The sequence below is a fragment of the Micromonospora sp. MH33 genome (genome assembly GCF_003013775.1).
In the GTDB taxonomy this organism is placed as follows: Bacteria; Actinomycetota; Actinomycetes; order Mycobacteriales; family Micromonosporaceae; genus Micromonospora; species Micromonospora fulviviridis.
Window position 1 is genome coordinate 1 of sequence record NZ_MUYZ01000023.1, and the last position, 18066, is coordinate 18066.

Annotated in this window: 15 protein-coding genes; 10 read left to right on the forward strand and 5 right to left on the reverse strand. The window is 72.7% G+C overall.

The features are described from left to right. Nucleotides 1-83 precede the first annotated feature (83 nt). Complete coding sequence (locus B0E53_RS06410; RefSeq protein ID WP_107075145.1) at nucleotides 84-2246, reverse strand: elongation factor G-like protein EF-G2; 2163 nt, start codon at nucleotides 2244-2246, stop codon at nucleotides 84-86. Nucleotides 2247-2498: 252 nt separating this feature from the next. Between B0E53_RS06410 and pgsA the strand changes: the two genes are divergently transcribed. From pgsA to B0E53_RS06450, 8 genes are all read left to right on the forward strand, one after another. Beyond that, entirely contained in the window at nucleotides 2499-3119 is a 621-nt protein-coding gene (pgsA, locus tag B0E53_RS06415) for a phosphatidylinositol phosphate synthase (protein ID WP_107075146.1), read from the forward strand. After that, a complete protein-coding gene (locus B0E53_RS06420; RefSeq protein ID WP_107075147.1) occupies nucleotides 3116-4054 on the forward strand; it encodes a phosphatidylinositol mannoside acyltransferase in 939 nt (312 codons plus the stop codon). Before pgsA ends, B0E53_RS06420 begins: the two co-directional genes overlap by 4 nt. Nucleotides 4055-4067: 13 nt before the next feature. Then, on the forward strand, nucleotides 4068-5228 hold the full coding sequence (locus B0E53_RS06425; RefSeq protein ID WP_107075148.1) for a glycosyltransferase family 4 protein: 1161 nt from the start codon (nucleotides 4068-4070) through the stop codon (nucleotides 5226-5228). Nucleotides 5229-5310: 82 nt separating this feature from the next. Beyond that, entirely contained in the window at nucleotides 5311-5814 is a 504-nt protein-coding gene (locus B0E53_RS06430; RefSeq protein ID WP_107075149.1) for a hypothetical protein, read from the forward strand. A 135-nt stretch (nucleotides 5815-5949) separates the two neighbouring features. Then, entirely contained in the window at nucleotides 5950-6867 is a 918-nt protein-coding gene (gene pdxS, locus B0E53_RS06435) for a pyridoxal 5'-phosphate synthase lyase subunit PdxS (protein ID WP_107075150.1), read from the forward strand. A gap of 56 nt (nucleotides 6868-6923) precedes the next feature. Continuing rightward, nucleotides 6924-7529, forward strand: coding sequence for a pyridoxal 5'-phosphate synthase glutaminase subunit PdxT (gene pdxT, locus B0E53_RS06440; RefSeq protein WP_107075151.1), 606 nt, complete (start codon nucleotides 6924-6926; stop codon nucleotides 7527-7529). 201 nt (nucleotides 7530-7730) lie between these two features. Beyond that, nucleotides 7731-8480, forward strand: a complete 750-nt coding sequence (locus B0E53_RS06445) for a YebC/PmpR family DNA-binding transcriptional regulator (RefSeq protein WP_091310004.1) — start codon at nucleotides 7731-7733, stop codon at nucleotides 8478-8480. Between the two features lie 321 nt (nucleotides 8481-8801). Further along, nucleotides 8802-9371 carry a GNAT family protein gene (locus B0E53_RS06450; protein WP_107075152.1) on the forward strand — a complete coding sequence of 190 codons (570 nt, stop codon included), beginning with the start codon at nucleotides 8802-8804 and terminating at the stop codon, nucleotides 9369-9371. A gap of 62 nt (nucleotides 9372-9433) precedes the next feature. Here the strand turns inward: B0E53_RS06450 and B0E53_RS06455 are convergent, their stop codons facing one another. Together B0E53_RS06455 and B0E53_RS06460 are read right to left on the reverse strand one after the other, a co-directional pair. Then, nucleotides 9434-10378 carry a permease prefix domain 1-containing protein gene (locus B0E53_RS06455; protein ID WP_107075153.1) on the reverse strand — a complete coding sequence of 315 codons (945 nt, stop codon included), beginning with the start codon at nucleotides 10376-10378 and terminating at the stop codon, nucleotides 9434-9436. After that, nucleotides 10375-10716: a PadR family transcriptional regulator gene (locus B0E53_RS06460; protein WP_107075154.1), complete on the reverse strand. Its 342-nt coding sequence runs from the start codon at nucleotides 10714-10716 to the stop codon at nucleotides 10375-10377. The genes B0E53_RS06455 and B0E53_RS06460 overlap by 4 nt, the downstream gene beginning before the upstream one ends. Nucleotides 10717-10902: 186 nt before the next feature. Here B0E53_RS06460 and dnaE point away from each other — a divergent pair, with 186 nt between their 5' ends. Together dnaE and B0E53_RS06470 are read left to right on the forward strand one after the other, a co-directional pair. Next, nucleotides 10903-14439 (forward strand): DNA polymerase III subunit alpha, encoded by a 3537-nt coding sequence (gene dnaE, locus B0E53_RS06465; RefSeq protein ID WP_107075155.1) that lies wholly within the window; start codon nucleotides 10903-10905, stop codon nucleotides 14437-14439. 110 nt (nucleotides 14440-14549) lie between these two features. Further along, nucleotides 14550-15731: a cytochrome D1 domain-containing protein gene (locus B0E53_RS06470; protein WP_107075156.1), complete on the forward strand. Its 1182-nt coding sequence runs from the start codon at nucleotides 14550-14552 to the stop codon at nucleotides 15729-15731. 40 nt (nucleotides 15732-15771) lie between these two features. Here the strand turns inward: B0E53_RS06470 and B0E53_RS06475 are convergent, their stop codons facing one another. Both B0E53_RS06475 and B0E53_RS06480 read right to left on the reverse strand, forming a co-directional pair. Then, the gene (locus tag B0E53_RS06475) at nucleotides 15772-16452 is read right to left on the reverse strand and encodes a response regulator (protein WP_107075157.1); all 681 of its coding nucleotides are present in this window, start codon (nucleotides 16450-16452) and stop codon (nucleotides 15772-15774) included. After that, on the reverse strand, nucleotides 16449-18035 hold the full coding sequence (locus B0E53_RS06480) for a sensor histidine kinase (RefSeq protein WP_107075158.1): 1587 nt from the start codon (nucleotides 18033-18035) through the stop codon (nucleotides 16449-16451). The genes B0E53_RS06475 and B0E53_RS06480 overlap by 4 nt, the downstream gene beginning before the upstream one ends. Between the last annotated feature and the right edge of the window lie 31 nt (nucleotides 18036-18066).

Genomic DNA, 18066 nt, shown 5'->3' on the forward strand with positions numbered 1-18066 from the left:
CGCCCGCACTGGCCGATGCCGCCCGTCCCGGCCGCCCGCCCCTGACCCACCCCACGCGGCGGAGGGCCGGGGCGCAGCCGCCGTCAGGAGCGGCCGCCGGCCTCCTTGCGGACCTGCTCGGCGAGGTGGGCGGGCATCGGGTCGTAACGGGCGAACTCGCGGCGGAAGGTGCCGGTGCCGGCGGTCATCGAGCGCAGCTCGACGGCGTAGCGCAGCAGTTCGGTGGCGGGGACCTCGGCGCGCACCAGGGTGCGGCCCTCGGCGTCCGGGTCCGGCTCGGTGCCGAGTACCCGGCCGCGCCGGCCGGACAGGTCGCCCATCACGGCGCCCACCGACGGGTCGGGCACCCGGATGGTCACCTCGTCGACCGGCTCCAGCAGCGTCGGCTGCCCCTTCTCGGCGGCGTCCCGCAGGGCGAGCGCGCCCGCGGTCTGGAACGCCGCGTCGGAGGAGTCCACGCTGTGCGCCTTGCCGTCGAAGAGGGTCACCCGCAGGTCCACCACCGGGTAGCCGCCGACCAGGCCCCGCTCCATCTGCGCCCGGACGCCCTTCTCCACCGACGGGATGTAGTTGTGCGGCACGGCGCCGCCGACCACCTTGTCCACGAACTCGAAGCCGGCGCCCCGGGGCAGCGGCGTGACCTCGATGTCGCAGACCGCGTACTGGCCGTGGCCGCCGGACTGCTTGACGTGCCGGCCGTGCCCCTTGGCACCGGCCGTGAACGTCTCGCGCAGCGCCACCCGGACCGGCTCGGTCTCCAGCTCCACCCCGCCGGCGCGCAGCCGGTCGAGCACCACGTCGGCGTGCGCCTCGCCCATGCACCAGAGCAACAGCTGGTGGGTCTCGGCGTTGCGGTCCAGCCGCAGCGTCGGGTCGCCGGCGACCAGCCGGGCGAGGTTGCGGGCCAGGGCGTCCTCGTCGGCCCGGCTCTTCGCCACGATGGCCACCGGCAGCAGCGGCTCCGGCATCTCCCACGGGGCGATGAGCAGCGGCTCCTCCTTGGCGGAGATCGTGTCGCCGGTCTCCGCGCTGCCCGACTTGGTGACCGCGCAGATGTCACCGGCCACCGCGGCGGGCACCTCGCGCAGCGTCGCGCCGAGCGGGCTGTAGATGTGGCCGACCCGCTCGTCGGCGTCGTGGTCGGGGTGACCGCGCTCGGCCATGCCGTGCCCGGACACGTGGATCACCTGGTCGGGGCGGAGCGTGCCGGAGAAGACCCGGACCAGGGAGACCCGGCCGACGTGCCGGTCCACGGTCGTCTTGACCACCTCGGCGATCAGCGGGCCGTCGGGGTCGCAGGCCAGCGGCGGCCGGGGCGAGCCGTCCACCCCGGTGACCGCGGGCAGCTCGTGCTCCAGCGGCGACGGGAACGCCGCCACCAGGCCGTCCAGCAGCGCGTCGAGGCCGACGCCGGTCTCCGCGCAGACCGGCACCACCGGGTAGAAGTGGCCGCGGGCGACCGCCTTCTCCAGGTCGGTGATGAGCACCTCGGTGTCGATCTCCTCGCCGCCGAGGTAGCGGTCCATGAGGGTCTCGTCCTCGCTCTCCGCGATGATCCCCTCGATCAGCTCGTTGCGGGACTCCAGGATGGCGGGCAGGTGCTCCGGGTCGGGCTCGCGCACCGCAGCCGGCAGGCCCTGGGAGTAGTCGAAGACCCGCCGGGTGATCAGCCCCATGAGGCCGGCGACCGACTCGCCGTCGTCGCCGAGCATCGGCAGGTAGAGCGGGAGCACGTTGTCGCCGAAGACCCGCTGGCAGAGCGCCACGGCCTCGTCGAAGTCGGCGCGCGGGTGGTCCAGCCGGGTCACCGCCACGGCACGGGGCATCTCCACCGCGGCGCACTCCTCCCAGAGCGCGGCGGTGGCCGCGTCCATGCCGTCGACGGCGGAGACCACGAACAGCGCCGCGTCGGCGGCCCGCAGCCCGGCGCGCAGCTCGCCGACGAAGTCGCCGTACCCGGGGGTGTCCAGAAGGTTGACCTTGACGTCGCGGTGCAGCAGCGGGGCGCAGGCCAGGCTGACCGAGCGCTGCTGGCGGACGGCGGCGGGGTCGTGGTCGCAGACCGTGGTGCCGTCGGTGACGCTGCCGGCCCGGCCGATCGTGCCGCTGGTCGCGAGCAGCGCCTCGACCAGGGTCGTCTTGCCCGCCCCGGAGTGCCCGACGAGCACCACGTTGCGAACCCTGCCGGGCTCGGTCACCACCGGCGCGCCGCCGGTGACACCCTTCTCCTGATTCTTCTGCGCCATCGCGGCGCACCTCCCTCAACCGGTGGTGGTGGCGACCGCCGCGCGCGACGGGGAAGCGGCCCCGGGCGGGCACCGCGGCGATATCTTCCGGTGATCTCCTGGACGACGGGTACGCGGACCGGTGATCCGGTGAACTGGCTCACCTTCCACGCTCGATCTCACACCCGTAACCGGGCCGGCACAAGAGCGCCTGGCGGGTCGGGACGACCGGCTGTGTCCCCGACCGCTGCCGGCCGTTATCGTGGGACCGCCATGGCGAAGATCTTCCAAGTGACGGCCCGCGCGGGGATGACCCGCGTCGTGGAGCCGGTCGCGCGCGGACTGCTCCGCGCCGGTGTGTCCCCCAACGCGGTCACCGTGACCGGCACCGTCGGCGTGCTCGTCGGCGCGCTCGGCTTCGGCGCCCGCGGTCATCTGGTCGCCGGTGCGCTGATCGTCACGGTCTTCGCGCTCACCGACCTGCTCGACGGCACGATGGCCCGGATGAGCGGCGGCTCCACCCGGTTCGGGGCCTTCCTCGACTCGAGCATGGACCGCGTCGCCGACAGCGCGGTCTTCGGCGCGGTCGCGTACTGGCTGGCCACCGAGCACCAGTACTCCGGGGTGGCCGCCGCGCTGCTCTGCCTGGCCGCCGGCGGGCTGGTCTCCTACGTCAAGGCCCGCGCCGAGGGACTCGGGATGACCTGCAACGTGGGCATCGCCGAGCGCACCGAGCGGCTGCTGATCGTCGGGGTGGGCGGCCTGCTCACCGGCCTCGGCCTCGACCCGGCCCTGGAGATCGCGCTCTGGCTGCTCGCCGCCGTCTCGATCTTCACGGTCGGCCAGCGGATGGCCCACGTGTACCGGCAGGCGCAGCTGGTCGGCCGGGAGTGAACCTCACCGAGGCGGGCTACGTCGCCGGCTGGCGCCTGGTCCGCGCGCTGCCCCGGCCCGTGGTCGCCGCCGCCTTCCGGGCGGGCGCCGACCGCGCCCACCGCAGGGGCGGCAAGGGTACGTCTCGGCTGCGCGCCAACCTGCGCCGGGTGGTCGGCCCGGAGCTGCCCGAGGCGGAGCTGGACCGGCTGGTCCGCGCCGGCCTGCGGTCGTACGCCCGGTACTGGCTGGAGGCGTTCCGGCTGCCGAGCCTGAGCCGGCAGCAGATCCTCGCCGGGTTCCACCTCGACGGCCACGAGAAGCTCGGCGCCGACGTGGCGGCCGGCCGGGGCGCGGTGGTCGCGCTGCCGCACGCCGGCAACTGGGACGCCGCCGGCGCCTGGGTGGCCGCCAGCGGCTGGCCGATCACCACGGTCGCCGAGCGGCTCAAGCCCGAGGGCGTCTACGAGCGCTTCCTCGCCTTCCGGCAGGGCCTCGGCATGGAGATCCTGCCCACCTCCGGCGGCGACCGGCCGGCGTTCGACGTGCTGGTGGACCGGCTGCGGGCCGGGGCCGTGGTGCCGCTGCTCGCCGACCGGGACCTCTCCGCCCGGGGCGTCGAGGTGGAGTTCTTCGGCGGCCGGACCCGGATGCCGGCCGGCCCGGCCCTGCTGGCGCTGCGCACCGGCGCGCCGCTCTACGTGGCCTCGCTCTGGTACGAGCCGGACCGCGCCCGCGCCGCCCTCGAGGGCCCGCTGGAGCTGCCCCATCCGGACAGCGCCCCGCTGGACGCCCGGGTACGCGCGGTGACCCAGCGGATTGCCGACGGTCTTGCGGCGGGCATCGCCCGGCATCCGGAAGACTGGCACATGTTGCAGCGGATGTGGCTGGACCAGCGCACGGACGGCTCCACCGCCTCGGCGGCGCCGCCGGCGGCCACCACCGGGACGATCTGAGGGAGCGGGCGCAATGCGGATCGGCATCGTGTGCCCGTACTCCTTCGACGTCCCGGGCGGGGTGCAGAACCACGTCATGGACCTGGCCGAGGCGCTGCTCGGGCTCGGTCACGAGGTGAGCGTGCTGGCCCCGGCCGACGAGGACTCGCCGCTGCCGCCGTACGTGGTGTCGGCCGGCCGGGCGGTGCCGCTGCCGTACAACGGCTCGGTGGCCCGGATCGCGTTCGGTCCGGTCTCCACGGCCCGGGTACGGCGCTGGATCAACCGGGGCGACTTCGACGTGCTGCACGTGCACGAGCCGCTCACCCCGAGCCTGTCGATGCTCGCCGTGCTCTGCGCCCGGGGGCCGGTGGTGGCCACCTTCCACACCGCGATGACCCGGTCCCGGGTGCTCTCCGCCGCGCAGGGTGCGCTCCAGATCCTCCTCGAACGGATCACCGCCCGGATCGCGGTGAGCGCGCTGGCCCGCAAGGTGCAGGTCGAGCACATGGATGGCGGCGCCGTGGAGATCCCCAACGGGGTGGCGGTGGCGAAGTTCGCCGGCGTCGAGCCGCTGCCCGGCTGGCCGGGGGAGTGCGCGCCGGGCTCCGGGGGGACGCTCGGCTTCCTGGGCCGGTTCACCGAGCCCCGCAAGGGTTTCCCGATCCTGCGGGACGCCTTCGTGGCGCTCGCCCCGCACCGCCCCGGGCTGCGCCTGCTGGTGGCCGGGCCGGGCGACGCCGACGACCTCTACGGGCAGTTCCCGGCGGGCCTGCGGGACCGGGTCACCTTCCTGGGCCTGGTCACCGAGGCGGACAAAGCTCGCATGCTGCGCAGCCTGCACCTGTACGTCGCGCCGAACACCGGCGGGGAGTCCTTCGGGATGATCCTCACCGAGGCGCTGGCCGCCGGCACCACTGTCGTGTCCAGCGACCTGGACGCGTTCCGCCGGGTGCTGGACGGCGGGCGGGCCGGCCGGCTCTTCCCGACCGGTGATGCCGCGGCGCTGCGTACCGCCCTGGCCGAGCTGCTCGACGACGCCGAGCAGCGCGCCGCGCTGACCGCCTGCGGCGACCAGGTGGTGGCGAATTTCGACTGGCCCGTGGTTGCCCGCCGGGTTCTGGAGGTATACGCAGCCGCGATCGAGGCCACCGACGGCCGGGTCATGGACCAGGAATGGGCGGGGCTGGGCTGAACCCGGTGGCCGGTGGGGCCGCTGTGACGAGCGCGTCGACCGGTGCCCGCGCGGGCCGGGCGGGATGAGGAGCAGCACTACGATGCCGGGCATGTGGTGGGTGGTGGGCGGGGTCCTGGTGCTCGGGCTGGTCTCGGCGTACCTGATCTGGACCGCCGGTCGGGTCGAGCGGCTGCAGGCGCGCGCGGAGTCGGCGGCCCGGGCGCTCGACGCGCACCTGCTGCGCCGCGCGGCCGCCGCCGCGGTGCTGGCCGAGCAGCGCTACGGCGTGGAGCTCTACGCGGCGGCCCGGATCGCCCTGGACGCCGTCCCCGAGGAGCGGGAGGCCGCGGAGAACGACCTCACCCGACAGCTGCGCACGGTTGAGCTGGACCCGGCCGACCCGGCCTGCGAGGCGGTGATCGCGGCCAGCCGGCGGCTGGCCCTGGCCCGGCAGGTGCACACCGACCTGGTCCGGGACGCCCGGTCGGCCCGCAGCCGCCCGCTGGTACGCCTGTTCCGGATGGGACGCGGCCGGGAGTGGCCGCGCTACTTCGACGTCGACGACCCCACGGTCACCCCGCGCGCCGACGTCACCACCGGCTGAGCGGGCGGTGGCCCGACCCCCGTGACGCCGACCACAGAGCAGGCCACCGGGGGTCTGATTGGCTGTCGGACCGGCGTTGACCCCGTCGTAGCCTTTGCGCAGCCACCCCCGCGCACGTCCAAGGAGCGATGACCCGTGCCCGAATCCACCTCCCCGAACACCAACGCCAACCCCGTCGTCGGCACCGCCCGCGTCAAGCGGGGCATGGCCGAGATGCTCAAGGGCGGCGTGATCATGGACGTGGTCACCCCCGAGCAGGCCAAGATCGCCGAGGACGCCGGCGCCGTCGCCGTCATGGCGCTGGAGCGGGTGCCCGCCGACATCCGCGCCCAGGGCGGCGTCTCCCGGATGAGCGACCCGGACATGATCGACGGCATCATCAACGCCGTCTCCATCCCGGTCATGGCCAAGGCCCGGATCGGCCACTTCGTCGAGGCGCAGGTCCTCCAGTCCCTCGGCGTGGACTACGTCGACGAGTCCGAGGTGCTGACCCCGGCCGACTACGAGAACCACATCGACAAGTGGGCGTTCACCGTTCCCTTCGTCTGCGGCGCGACCAACCTGGGCGAGGCGCTGCGCCGGATCACCGAGGGCGCCGCCATGATCCGTTCGAAGGGCGAGGCCGGCACCGGTGACGTCTCGAACGCCACCACCCACATGCGCAAGATCCGCAAGGAGATCCGCCGGCTCCAGTCGCTGCCGGCCGACGAGCTGTTCGTCGCCGCCAAGGAGCTGCAGGCGCCGTACGAGCTGGTCAAGGAGATCGCCGAGACCGGCAAGCTGCCGGTCGTGCTGTTCACCGCGGGCGGCATCGCCACCCCGGCGGACGCGGCCATGATGATGCAGCTCGGCGCCGAGGGCGTCTTCGTCGGCTCGGGCATCTTCAAGTCGGGCAACCCGGCCCAGCGTGCCGCCGCGATCGTGAAGGCCACCACCTTCCACGACGACCCCGACGTGCTGGCCAAGGTCTCCCGCGGCCTGGGCGAGGCGATGGTCGGCATCAACGTCGACGAGATCCCGCAGCCGCACCGGCTGGCCGAGCGCGGCTGGTGACGGTGACCGGACGGGGCCCGGCCCGGGCCCCGTCCGACGAGCGAGAGGAGCGAGGAGTGACCGCACCCGTCATCGGTGTGCTCGCCCTCCAGGGCGACGTGCGCGAGCACGTCGCCGCCCTGGCCGGGGCCGGCGCGGACGCCCGTCCGGTGCGCCGGCCGGCCGAGCTGGACGCGGTCGACGGCCTGGTGATCCCGGGCGGCGAGTCGACCACCATCAGCAAGCTCACCGACATCTTCGAGATGCGCGAGCCGATCGACAAGCGGATCGCCGGCGGCATGCCGGTCTACGGGTCCTGCGCCGGCATGATCATGCTGGCCGCCGAGGTGCTCGACGGCCGCCCCGACCAGCGCGGCTTCGCCGGCATCGAGATGACCGTCCGGCGCAACGCGTTCGGCCGCCAGGTCGACTCGTTCGAGGCGCCGGTGGAGATCGCCGGCGTCGGGGGCGAGCCGTTCCACGCGATCTTCATCCGGGCCCCGTGGGTCGAGCGGGTCGGCGCGGGCGTCGAGGTGCTCGGCCGGGTCACCGAGGGACCGGCCGCCGGCCGGATCGTCGCGGTCCGGCAGGGCCACCTCGTGGCCACCTCGTTCCATCCGGAACTCACCGGCGACCTGCGGCTGCACCGCTACTTCGTGGACCTGGTCCGCGCCGCCGCCTGACCGCCCGTGGGCCCGTTTCGCCGCTCCGCCGGCCCGCCCCGGGTGCGGGTGTGACATGCGGGGACGCAACCTCGGTAGGATTGCGGGCGGTTCGGCAGGGCTCACCGCCCGCCGCCGCCCCCAGCCGACCGCCCGGCGGTCCCGGTCCGGCGCGGGCGCGGACAGTCGACGCAGGCGTGAGTCAACAGACGGAGGTATGAGATGTCCGGCCACTCAAAGTGGGCGACCACCAAGCACAAGAAGGCCGTCATCGACGCCAAGCGCGGCAAGATGTTCGCCAAGCTGATCAAGAACGTCGAGGTGGCGGCCCGGACCGGCGGCGGGGACCCCGCCGGTAACCCGACCCTCTACGACGCCATCCAGAAGGCGAAGAAGAACTCCGTCCCGAACGACAACATCGACCGTGCGGTCAAGCGCGGCTCCGGGCTGGAGGCCGGCGGCGCCGACTACCAGACGATCATGTACGAGGGCTACGGCCCGAACGGCGTCGCGCTGCTCATCGAGTGCCTCACCGACAACCGCAACCGCGCCGCCACCGAGGTGCGCACCGCGCTCACCCGCAACGGCGGCTCGTTCGCTGACGCCGGCTCGGTGTCGTATATGTTCTCCCGCAAGGGGGTGGTGATCGTCCCCAAGGCCGGCACCAGCGAGGACGACGTGATGATGGCCGTGCTCGACGCGGGCGCCGAGGAGGTCAACGACCTCGGCGAGGCGTTCGAGGTGGTCTCCGAGCCGACCGACCTGATCCCCGTGCGCACCGCCCTGCAGGACGCCGGCATCGAGTACGAGTCGGCCGAGTCCTCCCTCATCCCCAGCGTCAACGTGCCGCTGGACGAGGAGGGCGCGCGCAAGATCTTCAAGCTGATCGACGTGCTCGAGGACTGCGACGACGTGCAGAACGTCTACGCCAACTTCGACGTCTCCGACGAGGTCATGGCCGCGGTCGGCTGAGGTCGCCCGACGCGCCGCCGAGCCGACCACCGCGTCGGCCCGGCGGCGCTGTGCATTCCTTGCACCTCCCGGGGACCGCCCGCCGGCGGTCAGTCCCTCGCCGCGCGCTCCGCGATGGCCGGCTGAGCGCGCACGAACGAGTCGAGACTCTTGTACGGCTCACCGTCCAGGACCCGTGTGCTCGGGCGGCGGTGATTCCGTCCCGCTGGACGTCGCCGAGGAGGTCATGACCTCGGCCGGGTCGACCTCGACCCACGATGCGCGCCGCTCGCCGCGGAAACTCGGCTGACCGGCCGGCCGCCGCGCCCGTACCCTGCCGGCATGCTCGTCCCCGACCTGCCGCTGCGCACCGACCGCCTGCTGCTGCGCGCCTTCACCCCCGACGACCTGGCCGTGCTCCGCGACTACCGCGGCCGGCCGGAGGTCTGCCGGTTCCTCTACCACGAGCCCTACGACGACGCGGCCGCCCGGGCGGCGGTGGACCGGATGGTGCGGCGCACGGCGCTGCGCGCGCCGGGTGAGGTGCTCAACCTGGCCGTCGTCCTGGCGGAGACCGGCGAGTTCGTCGGCGACGTGCTGCTCAGCTGGACCAGCGGCGAGCACCGGCAGGGCGAGATCGGCTATGTCGCCCACCCGGACCACACCGGCCGGGGGTACGTCACGGAGGCGGCCCGGGAGATGCTGCGGCTCGGCTTCGGCGGCCTCGGGCTGCACCGGATCGTCGGCCGGCTGGACGCCCGCAACACCGCCTCGGCGCGGGTGCTGGAGCGCCTCGGCATGCGCCGGGAGGCGCACCTGCGGGAGAACGAGTACGTCAAGGGCGAGTGGACCGACGAGGCCGTGTACGCCCTGCTCGCCCGGGAGTGGCGGGCGCTGGCGGCACGGGCCTGAACCCGGCCGCACGCCGGTCCGGCGCGCCCCCCGGTCGGGAGGGCGCGCCGGGCCGGCGGTGTTCAGTCGGCGGCCTTGCGGGCCTTGACCGCGCTGTCGATCACGGCCCAGACCACGACCGCGGCGGTGACCACGGCGGCGATCCGGGTCACGTCGTCCGCGCCGCCCTCGCGGAGCCAGGCGAACCGCTCGATCAGGGCCGGGTTGAGCAGCCGGTCGGTGAGCAGCAGCCAGATCAGCGGCACCGCGAACGCCAGTTCGAGCACGGCGTTGACCGCGACCAGCGGCCAGGTCCAGCGGCCGGCCCGGTACTTCGCGATCTCCAGGCCCATGCTGGCGACCAGCACCACGATCAGCGCTGGCAGCCAGAAGCTCCAGAGCGCCGGGTCGATCATCGGCAGCCGGGAGCCGTCCCCGGACAGCCAGGGCTGGAAGTGCTGCCAGGGCAGGAACGCGATGGTGACGAGCAGGAACACGATCGAGGCGCAGCTGTCGACCAGGGTGACCTGCCGCTCCCGGGTCTCCTCGGGCAGTTGGTCGACCGTCCACTCGGGCAGGTTCAGCGAGGTGCCGGTGCGCTCCAGCACGGCGAAGCACAGGGTGACCCAGAAGGCGATCTGCACCGCCGTCTGGAACCCGCTCGCGACGCCGGCGCCGATCGCCGCGCCCGGTTCGCCGCCGACCGTCGCCTTGACCACGCCGGTCACCACGCCGACGATCGCCGGGATGAAGGTGAGCAGCACCCGCAGGACGCGCCACCAGACCAGGAAGTAGCGCGGGCCGATGAGCTGGAGGCGGCGGTCGGTGTAGCGGGCGGCGAGCTGCTCGGGGTTGCCCAGCTCGGTGAGCACCTCCCGTTCGGCGGCGCCGCGGTCCTGCCCACCGGCGGTCCGGTCCTCGATCATGTCCTCGATGGAGGCGCGCAGCTCGTCGGCGAGCTCCGTCCGGCGCTGCTGCGGCACGGCCCGCAGGGTGGCCGCGAGGTAACGGTCGGTCAGGGAGCTCATCGTCCCACTCCTTCGATCAGCTGGGTGACGGACGTCTGCACCGCGGTCAGGTCGTCGAGGAGGCGGCCCAGCACCGATTCGCCGTCGTCACTGATGCGGTAGAACTTGCGCGGCCGGCTCTCCTCGGTGTTCCACTCGCTGGTCAGCAGCCCCTGCTCCTCCAGCCGTCGGAGCAGGGGATAGAGGGTGTTGGCGTCGACCGGAAAGCCGTGCGCGGCCAGCCGTTGCAGCAACGCGTAGCCGTAGTCGGGCCGGCGCAGGGCGACCAGGCTGGCCACCACCACGGTGCCGCGCCGTAGCTCCTGGAGATGGGTCCGGAGGACCTCGTCGCTCACCATGCGTCACACGATAGTGTGTGCCACACACTATGCGCAAGACGTACAGCATCGTGTGCGCCCGCACCATCGGGGCGGAGAGACCCGGGCCACCCTCGGCGCGGACGGTGGAGCCGGCCAGATCGCCTCGGTAGGGTGGGTCGGTCGACTCCGACGCAGCCTTGATCCACACCCCGGGGGGCGCCACGCATGGGCGATTCGTTCGCGCATCTGCACGTACACACCGAGTACTCGATGCTCGACGGGGCGGCCCGGCTCAAGGACCTCTTCGCCGAGGCCGCGCGGCTCGGCATGCCGGCGGTGGCGATCACCGACCACGGCAACATGCACGGCGCGAACGACTTCTACAAGCAGGCCATGGCCGCCGGGGTCAAGCCGATCCTCGGCGTGGAGGCGTACGTGGCGCCGGAGTCGCGCTTCCACAAGCAGCGGGTCAAGTGGGGCCGCCCGGAGCAGAAGAGCGACGACGTCTCCGGTAACGGCGCGATCACCCACATGACGATGTGGGCGGCGAACCGGGACGGCCTGCACAACCTGTTCAAGCTCAACTCGCGCGCCTCCATGGAGGGCCACTACGTCAAGTGGCCGCGGATGGACATGGAGCTGATCGCCGAGCACGCCGAGGGCATCATGGCCACCACCGGCTGCCCCTCCGGCGCGGTGCAGACCCGGCTGCGGCTGGGCCAGTTCGACGAGGCGCTCAAGGTCGCCGCCGCCTACCAGGACATCTTCGGCAAGGACAACTACTTCCTGGAGATCATGGACCACGGCCTCGACATCGAGCGCCGGGTCCGGGACGGGCTCACCGAGATCGCCCGCAAGCTCGACATCCCGCCGGTGGTGACCAACGACTCGCACTACACGCACGAGGCGCAGGCTGAGGCGCACGACGTGCTGCTCTGCGTGCAGACCGGCAGCAACGTCGCCGACCCCAACCGGTTCCGCTTCGAGGGCGGCGGCTACTTCGTCAAGTCGGCCGAGCAGATGCGCGCGGTCGACTCGTCCGAGCTGTGGCAGCAGGGCTGCCGCAACACGCTGCTGGTCGCCGAGAAGGTCGACCCGGCCGGGATGTTCGAGTTCCACAACCTGATGCCGCGGTTCCCGATCCCGGAGGGCGAGACCGAGGAGTCCTGGTTCCGCAAGGAGACGTTCAAGGGGCTGGAGCGCCGCTTCCCGAACGGCATCCCGGAGGGGCACATCGCCCAGGCGGAGTACGAGCTGGGCGTCATCATCCAGATGGGATTCCCGTCCTACTTCCTCGTGGTCGCCGACTTCATCCAGTGGGCGAAGAGCCAGGGCATCGCGGTGGGCCCGGGCCGTGGCTCGGCGGCCGGCTCGCTGGTCGCGTACGCCCTGGGCATCACCGACCTGGACCCGATCCCGCACGGCCTGATCTTCGAGCGGTTCCTCAACCCCGAGCGCATCTCGATGCCGGATGTCGACATCGACTTCGACGAGCGCCGGCGCGGTGAGGTGATCCGGTACGTCACCGACAAGTGGGGCGAGGACAAGGTCGCGCAGATCGCCACCTTCGGCACCATCAAGGCGAAGGCCGCCATCAAGGACTCGGCGCGGGTGCTCGGCTACCCGTACGCGGTGGGCGACCGGATCACCAAGGCGATGCCGCCGGCGGTGATGGGCAAGGACATCCCCCTCTCCGGCATCTTCGACCCGAAGCACCCGCGCTACGCCGAGGCCGGCGAGATCCGCGGCCTCTACGAGTCCGACCCGGACGTCAAGAAGGTCATCGAGACCGCGAAGGGCATCGAGGGCCTGATCCGGCAGACCGGTGTGCACGCCGCCGGCGTCATCATGTCCGCCGAGCCGATCATCGAGCACATCCCGCTGATGCGGCGGGACGCCGACGGCGTCATCATCACGCAGTTCGACTACCCGACCTGTGAGTCGCTCGGGCTGCTGAAGATGGACTTCCTCGGCCTGCGCAACCTCACGATCATCGACGACGCGGTCAAGAACATCCAGCTCAACCACGGCCGGGAGCTGGACCTGCTGGGCCTGCCGCTGGACGACAAGCCGGCCTACGAACTGCTCGCCCGCGGCGACACCCTGGGCGTGTTCCAGCTCGACGGCGGCCCGATGCGCTCGCTGCTGCGGCTCATGAAGCCGGACAACTTCGAGGACATCTCCGCCGTGCTGGCGCTCTACCGGCCCGGCCCGATGGGCGTGGACTCGCACACCAACTACGCGCTGCGCAAGAACGGCCTCCAGGAGATCACGCCGATCCACCCGGAGCTGGAGGAGCCGCTGCGGGAGATCCTCGCCCCCACCTACGGCCTCATCGTCTACCAGGAGCAGGTGCAGCGCGCCGCGCAGATCCTCGCCGGCTACACCCTCGGCCAGGCCGACCTGCTGCGCCGGGCCATGGGCAAGAAGAAGAAGGAGATCCTCGACAAGGAGTTCGTCCCGTTCCGGGACGGCTGCCGCGAGCGCGGCTACTCCGACGAGGCCATCCAGGCGGTGTGGGACGTCCTCGTCCCGTTCGCCGGCTACGCGTTCAACAAGGCGCACTCCGCCGCGTACGGCCTGGTGTCGTACTGGACCGCGTACCTCAAGGCGCACTACCCGGCCGAGTACATGGCGGCGCTGCTCACCTCCGTCGGCGACGACAAGGACAAGATGGCGCTCTACCTCTCCGAGTGCCGCCGGATGCGCATCCAGGTCCTCCCGCCGGACGTCAACACCTCGGCCGGGCCGTTCACCCCGGTCGGCGAGGACATCCGGTTCGGCCTGGCCGCGGTCCGCAACGTCGGCGCGAACGTGGTGGCGGCGATCATGCGGTGCCGGGAGGAGAAGGGCGAGTACGCCGACTTCTACGACTTCCTGTCCAAGGTGGACGCGGTGGCCTGCAACAAGAAGACCATCGAATCGCTGATCAAGGCGGGCGCCTTCGACTCGCTGAAGCACACCCGTAAGGGCCTGCTCGCCGTGCACGCCGACGCCATCGACGCGTACGCCGACGTCAAGCGCAAGGAGGCCGTCGGCCAGTACGACCTGTTCGGCGCCGGCTTCGGCGACGCGGACACCGGCGCCGGCAGCACCACGGTCATGCCGGTCATCGGCGAGAGCGAGTGGGACAAGCGGGACAAGCTCGCCTTCGAGCGCGAGATGCTCGGCCTCTACGTCTCCGACCACCCGCTCTTCGGGCTGGAGCACGTGCTCGGCGCGGCGGCGGACACCACCATCGCCGCCCTCTCCGAGGAGGGCACCGTGCCCGACGGCGCGGTGGTCACCCTGGCCGGCATCCTGTCCGGCGTGCAGCGCCGGGTCACCAAGCAGGGCCGGGCCTGGGCCTCGGCCACCCTGGAGGACCTGGCCGGCGGGGTGGAGACGCTCTTCTTCCCCAACACCTACGAGGTGATCGGGCAGTACATCGCCGAGGACGCCATCGTGGTGGTGAAGGGGCGGGTCGACCGCCGCGACGACACGCCGCGGATCATGGCGATGGACATGTCCATGCCGGACATCAGCAGCAACCCGGCGAACAAGCCGGTCACCCTCACCATCCCGGTGCACCGCTGCACGCCGCCGCTGGTGGAGAAGCTCAAGGAGACCCTGGTGCTGCACCCGGGCGACACCGAGGTGCACGTCAAGCTGCTCAACGGCGGCAAGGTCACCACGCTGCGCCTCGGCCCGTTCCGGGTGGCCGCCACCACCGCGCTGATGGGCGACCTGAAGAGCGTCCTCGGCCCGGCCAACGTGAGCTGACCGGCGGCGCCCGCCAAGATCGTATTGACTCCGACGCCGTCGACCGCCGGGTGCCGAAGGGCTGGCGACTCTCCCCGATCTGGTGGGTATTTGTCCGTTATCGTGGGCCAATGTCCCGTAGTCATTTGCTGGCCGCCGTGCCGGTCCTGTTCCTGTCGGCCGGGCTCGTCGCCTGCACCGACCGGGCACCCACCACGGAGGCGCTGACCAGCCCGTCCGCCGCCGCCTCGCCGGTGGGGACGCTCGGGCCGCTGGTGGCGGGCATGCCGACGTACCCCGCGGCCGGAAACGTGTACGCGGCGGCGGGCCCCGGCCAGCTCGCCGCCCAGGTCCGCGGCGACCGGGCGCTGGTCTACGTGCCGAACACCAAGAGCAACGACGTCTGGGTGATCGACCCCGCAACCTACAAGGTGGTGGACAAGTTCCCGGGCGGTCCCGAGCCGCAGCACGTGGTGCCCTCCTACGACCTGCGCACCCTCTACGTGGCATCCAGTCAGATCCCCCGGGGCGGCCTGGTCCCGATCGACGCGCGGACCGGCAAGCCGGGCTCGTTCCGGAAGCTCGAAGACGTCTACAACCTCTACTTCACGCCCGACGGCAAGCAGGCGATCGTGGTCGCCGAGGCGTACCAGCGGCTGGACTTCTACGACGTGAAGACCTGGCAGCGGGTGAGGTCGGTCCGGTTCCCCGAGTGCGGCGGCATCAACCACATGGACTACTCCGCCGACGGCAGGACAATGCTGTTCAGCTGTGAGTTCGCCAACCGGATGCTGGTGCTGGACACCGCCAGCCTCCGCAAGCTGCGCGAGTTCCGGCTCACCGAGACGGCCGACGGTATGCCCCAGGACACCCGGCTCACCCCCGACGGCCAGCACTTCCTGGTCGCGGACATGCGCGCCCACGGCGTGTACGTCTTCGACGGCGGGGCCACCCGACAGACCCGGTTCATCCGCACCGGCCGGGGCGCCCACGGCATCTACTTCAGCCGCGACGCGAAGCTCGCCTACGTCACCAACCGGGACGAGGGCAGCGTGACCGTACTCGATCTGGCCGGCCTGAAGACCAGGACGACCTGGCGGATCCCCGGCGGCGGCAGTCCGGACATGGGCGGCCTCTCCGCGGACGGCAAGCAGCTCTGGCTCTCCGGGCGCTACCACGACGAGGTGTACGTGCTGAGCACGGAGACCGGCAAGCTGCTGGCCCGCATACCGGTCGGCCGGGGACCGCACGGCCTGACCATCTGGCCGCAGCCCGGCCGCTACTCGCTCGGGCACACCGCCAACATCCGGTAGGGCTGCCCGGGTCCCGGCCGAGCCGGTCGCGGCAGTCGGCTCACACCGGCCGGTACTCGACCTCCGGCCGTCCGGGGGTGCCGTAGCGAGGCGCGCGGACCGCCCGGTCGGCGGAGACCAGGTACTCCAGGTAGCGCCGGGCGGTCACCCGGGAGATCCCGGTGCGCCGGCTGACCTCGGTCGCGGAGAGCCCGCCGTCGCCGAGGGCGGCCAGCACGGTGTGCAGGGTCTGCTCGTCCAGGCCCTTGGGCAGGGTGTGCCGGGTCGCCCCGCGCAGGGTGGCGAACATCCGGTCCACCTCGTGCTGGGCGGCCACCTCGCCGTCGGCGAGGGCCTGCCGCCGGTACTCGGCGTACCGCTCCAGCTTGTCGCGGAACGCGGCGAAGGTGAACGGCTTGAGCAGGTAGTGGGTCACCCCCAGGGACACCGCGGTGCGGACCACGGCGAGGTCCCGCGCCGAGGTCACCGCCAGCACGTCGACGCTGCTGCCCGCCGCCCGCAGGGCCCGGCACACGTCCAGGCCGTGCAGGTCGGGCAGGCGGAAGTCGAGCAGGACCAGGTCGACGTCCGTGCCGCCGCGCTGGCGCAGCGCCGCCATCGCGTCCCGCGCGGTGTGCGCCACCCCGACCACCACGAAGCCGGGCACCCGTTCGGTGTACGCCTTGTGCGCCTCGGCCAGCAGCGGTTCGTCCTCGACCACAAGCACCCGGACGTCGTTCATCGGGCCACTCCCGGGACCGGCAGCCGGACGGTGAACAGGGTCTCCCCGTCGTCGGTGCGGGCCACCTCCGCGGCGCCGCCGTGCCGGCGGACCACCTGCCCGACCAGCGCCAGACCGAGCCCCCGGCCGGCGCTCTTGGTGGACCAGCCGCGCCGGAACGCGTCCGCCACCCGGTCCGGGTCCAGTCCGGGGCCGCTGTCGCCGACCCGGACCACCAACTCGTCGCCGACCGCGCCGACGAAGACCCGGACCCGGCGCGGCGCCGGGGCGCCGGCGACCGCCTCAAGGGCGTTGTCGACCAGGTTGCCGACCACGGTGAGCAGGTCGGTGGTGGGCAGCGGGCTGTCGTCGAGCCGGCAGTCCGGCTCGATCACCAGGTCCACGCCGCGCTCGCCGGCCTGCGCCGACTTGCCGAGCAGCAGGGCGGCCAGCGCCGGCTCGGTCACCGCCCCGACCACCCGGTCGGTGAGCTGCTGGGCGAGCGCCAGGTCGCGGGTGGCCAGGCGGACCGCCTCGTCGGTGCGGCCCAGCTCCACCAGGGTGAGCACGGTGTGCAGCCGGTTCGCCGACTCGTGGGTCTGCGCCTGCAGCGCCTCGGTCAGGGCGCGGACCGAGTCCAGCTCGCTGGCCAGGTTGCGCAGCTCGGTCTGGTCGCGCAGGGTCAGCACGGTGCCGAGCACCGCTCCCTCGAAGCGGGTGGTTCGCTGGTTGGCCACGAGCACCCGGTCGCCGGCCAGGACCGGCTCGTCGTGCGCGTCCCGACCGGAGCCGAGCAGCTCGGCCACCGCCGGCGGCAGGTCGATCCCGCTGACCGGCCGGTCGGTCACGGCCGCGTCGTCGGCCAGCCCCAGCAGGCGGCGGCCCTCGTCGTTGACCAGCGCCACCCGGCGGTCCCGGGTCAGCACCAGCAGCCCCTCGCGGACGGAGTGCAGGACCGCGTCGTAGTACTCGTACATCCGGGTCATCTCGCCCGGCCCGAGGCCGTGGGTCTGCCGGCGGAGCCGGCGGCTGAGCAGCCAGGAACCGGTGGCCGCGAGGGCCAGGGCGGGCGCGGCGGCGCCGAGCAGGACCGGCACCTGCGCGAGCAGCTTCCGGTTGATCGCCCGGGTGGTGATGCCCACCGAGACCAGCCCGATGATCCGGTGCTCGTCGTCGTACACCGGGACGACCGCGCGCACCGACTCGCCGAGCGTGCCGACGTTGGTGATGGTGAACGGCTCGCCGGAGAGCGCCGGGCCGATGTCGCCGATGAACGGCTGCCCGATGAGCTCCGGGCTCGGGTGCGAGTAGCGGGTCCGGTCCGGGGCCATCACCACCACGAAGTCCGTTCCGGTGGCCACCCGGGTGGCCTCCGCGTACGGCTGGAGGGTGGCCGGCGGGTCGGCGGTGGTGAGTGCCGCGCGGACGTTGGGGGAGCCGGCGACGGCCTGCGCCACGGCCAGTACCTCGTCCTTCGCGGCCTGTTGGGAGTCGCTGCGGGCCAGCCAGACGGCGCCGGCCGCGCCGGCCAGCACGAGCAGCGTCACCACCACCGCCTGGAGGGCGAAGAGCTGCCCCGCGATGCTCCACTGCCGTCGGGCCACCGATCCCCTCCTCCCACCCGGGTCGTCCCGC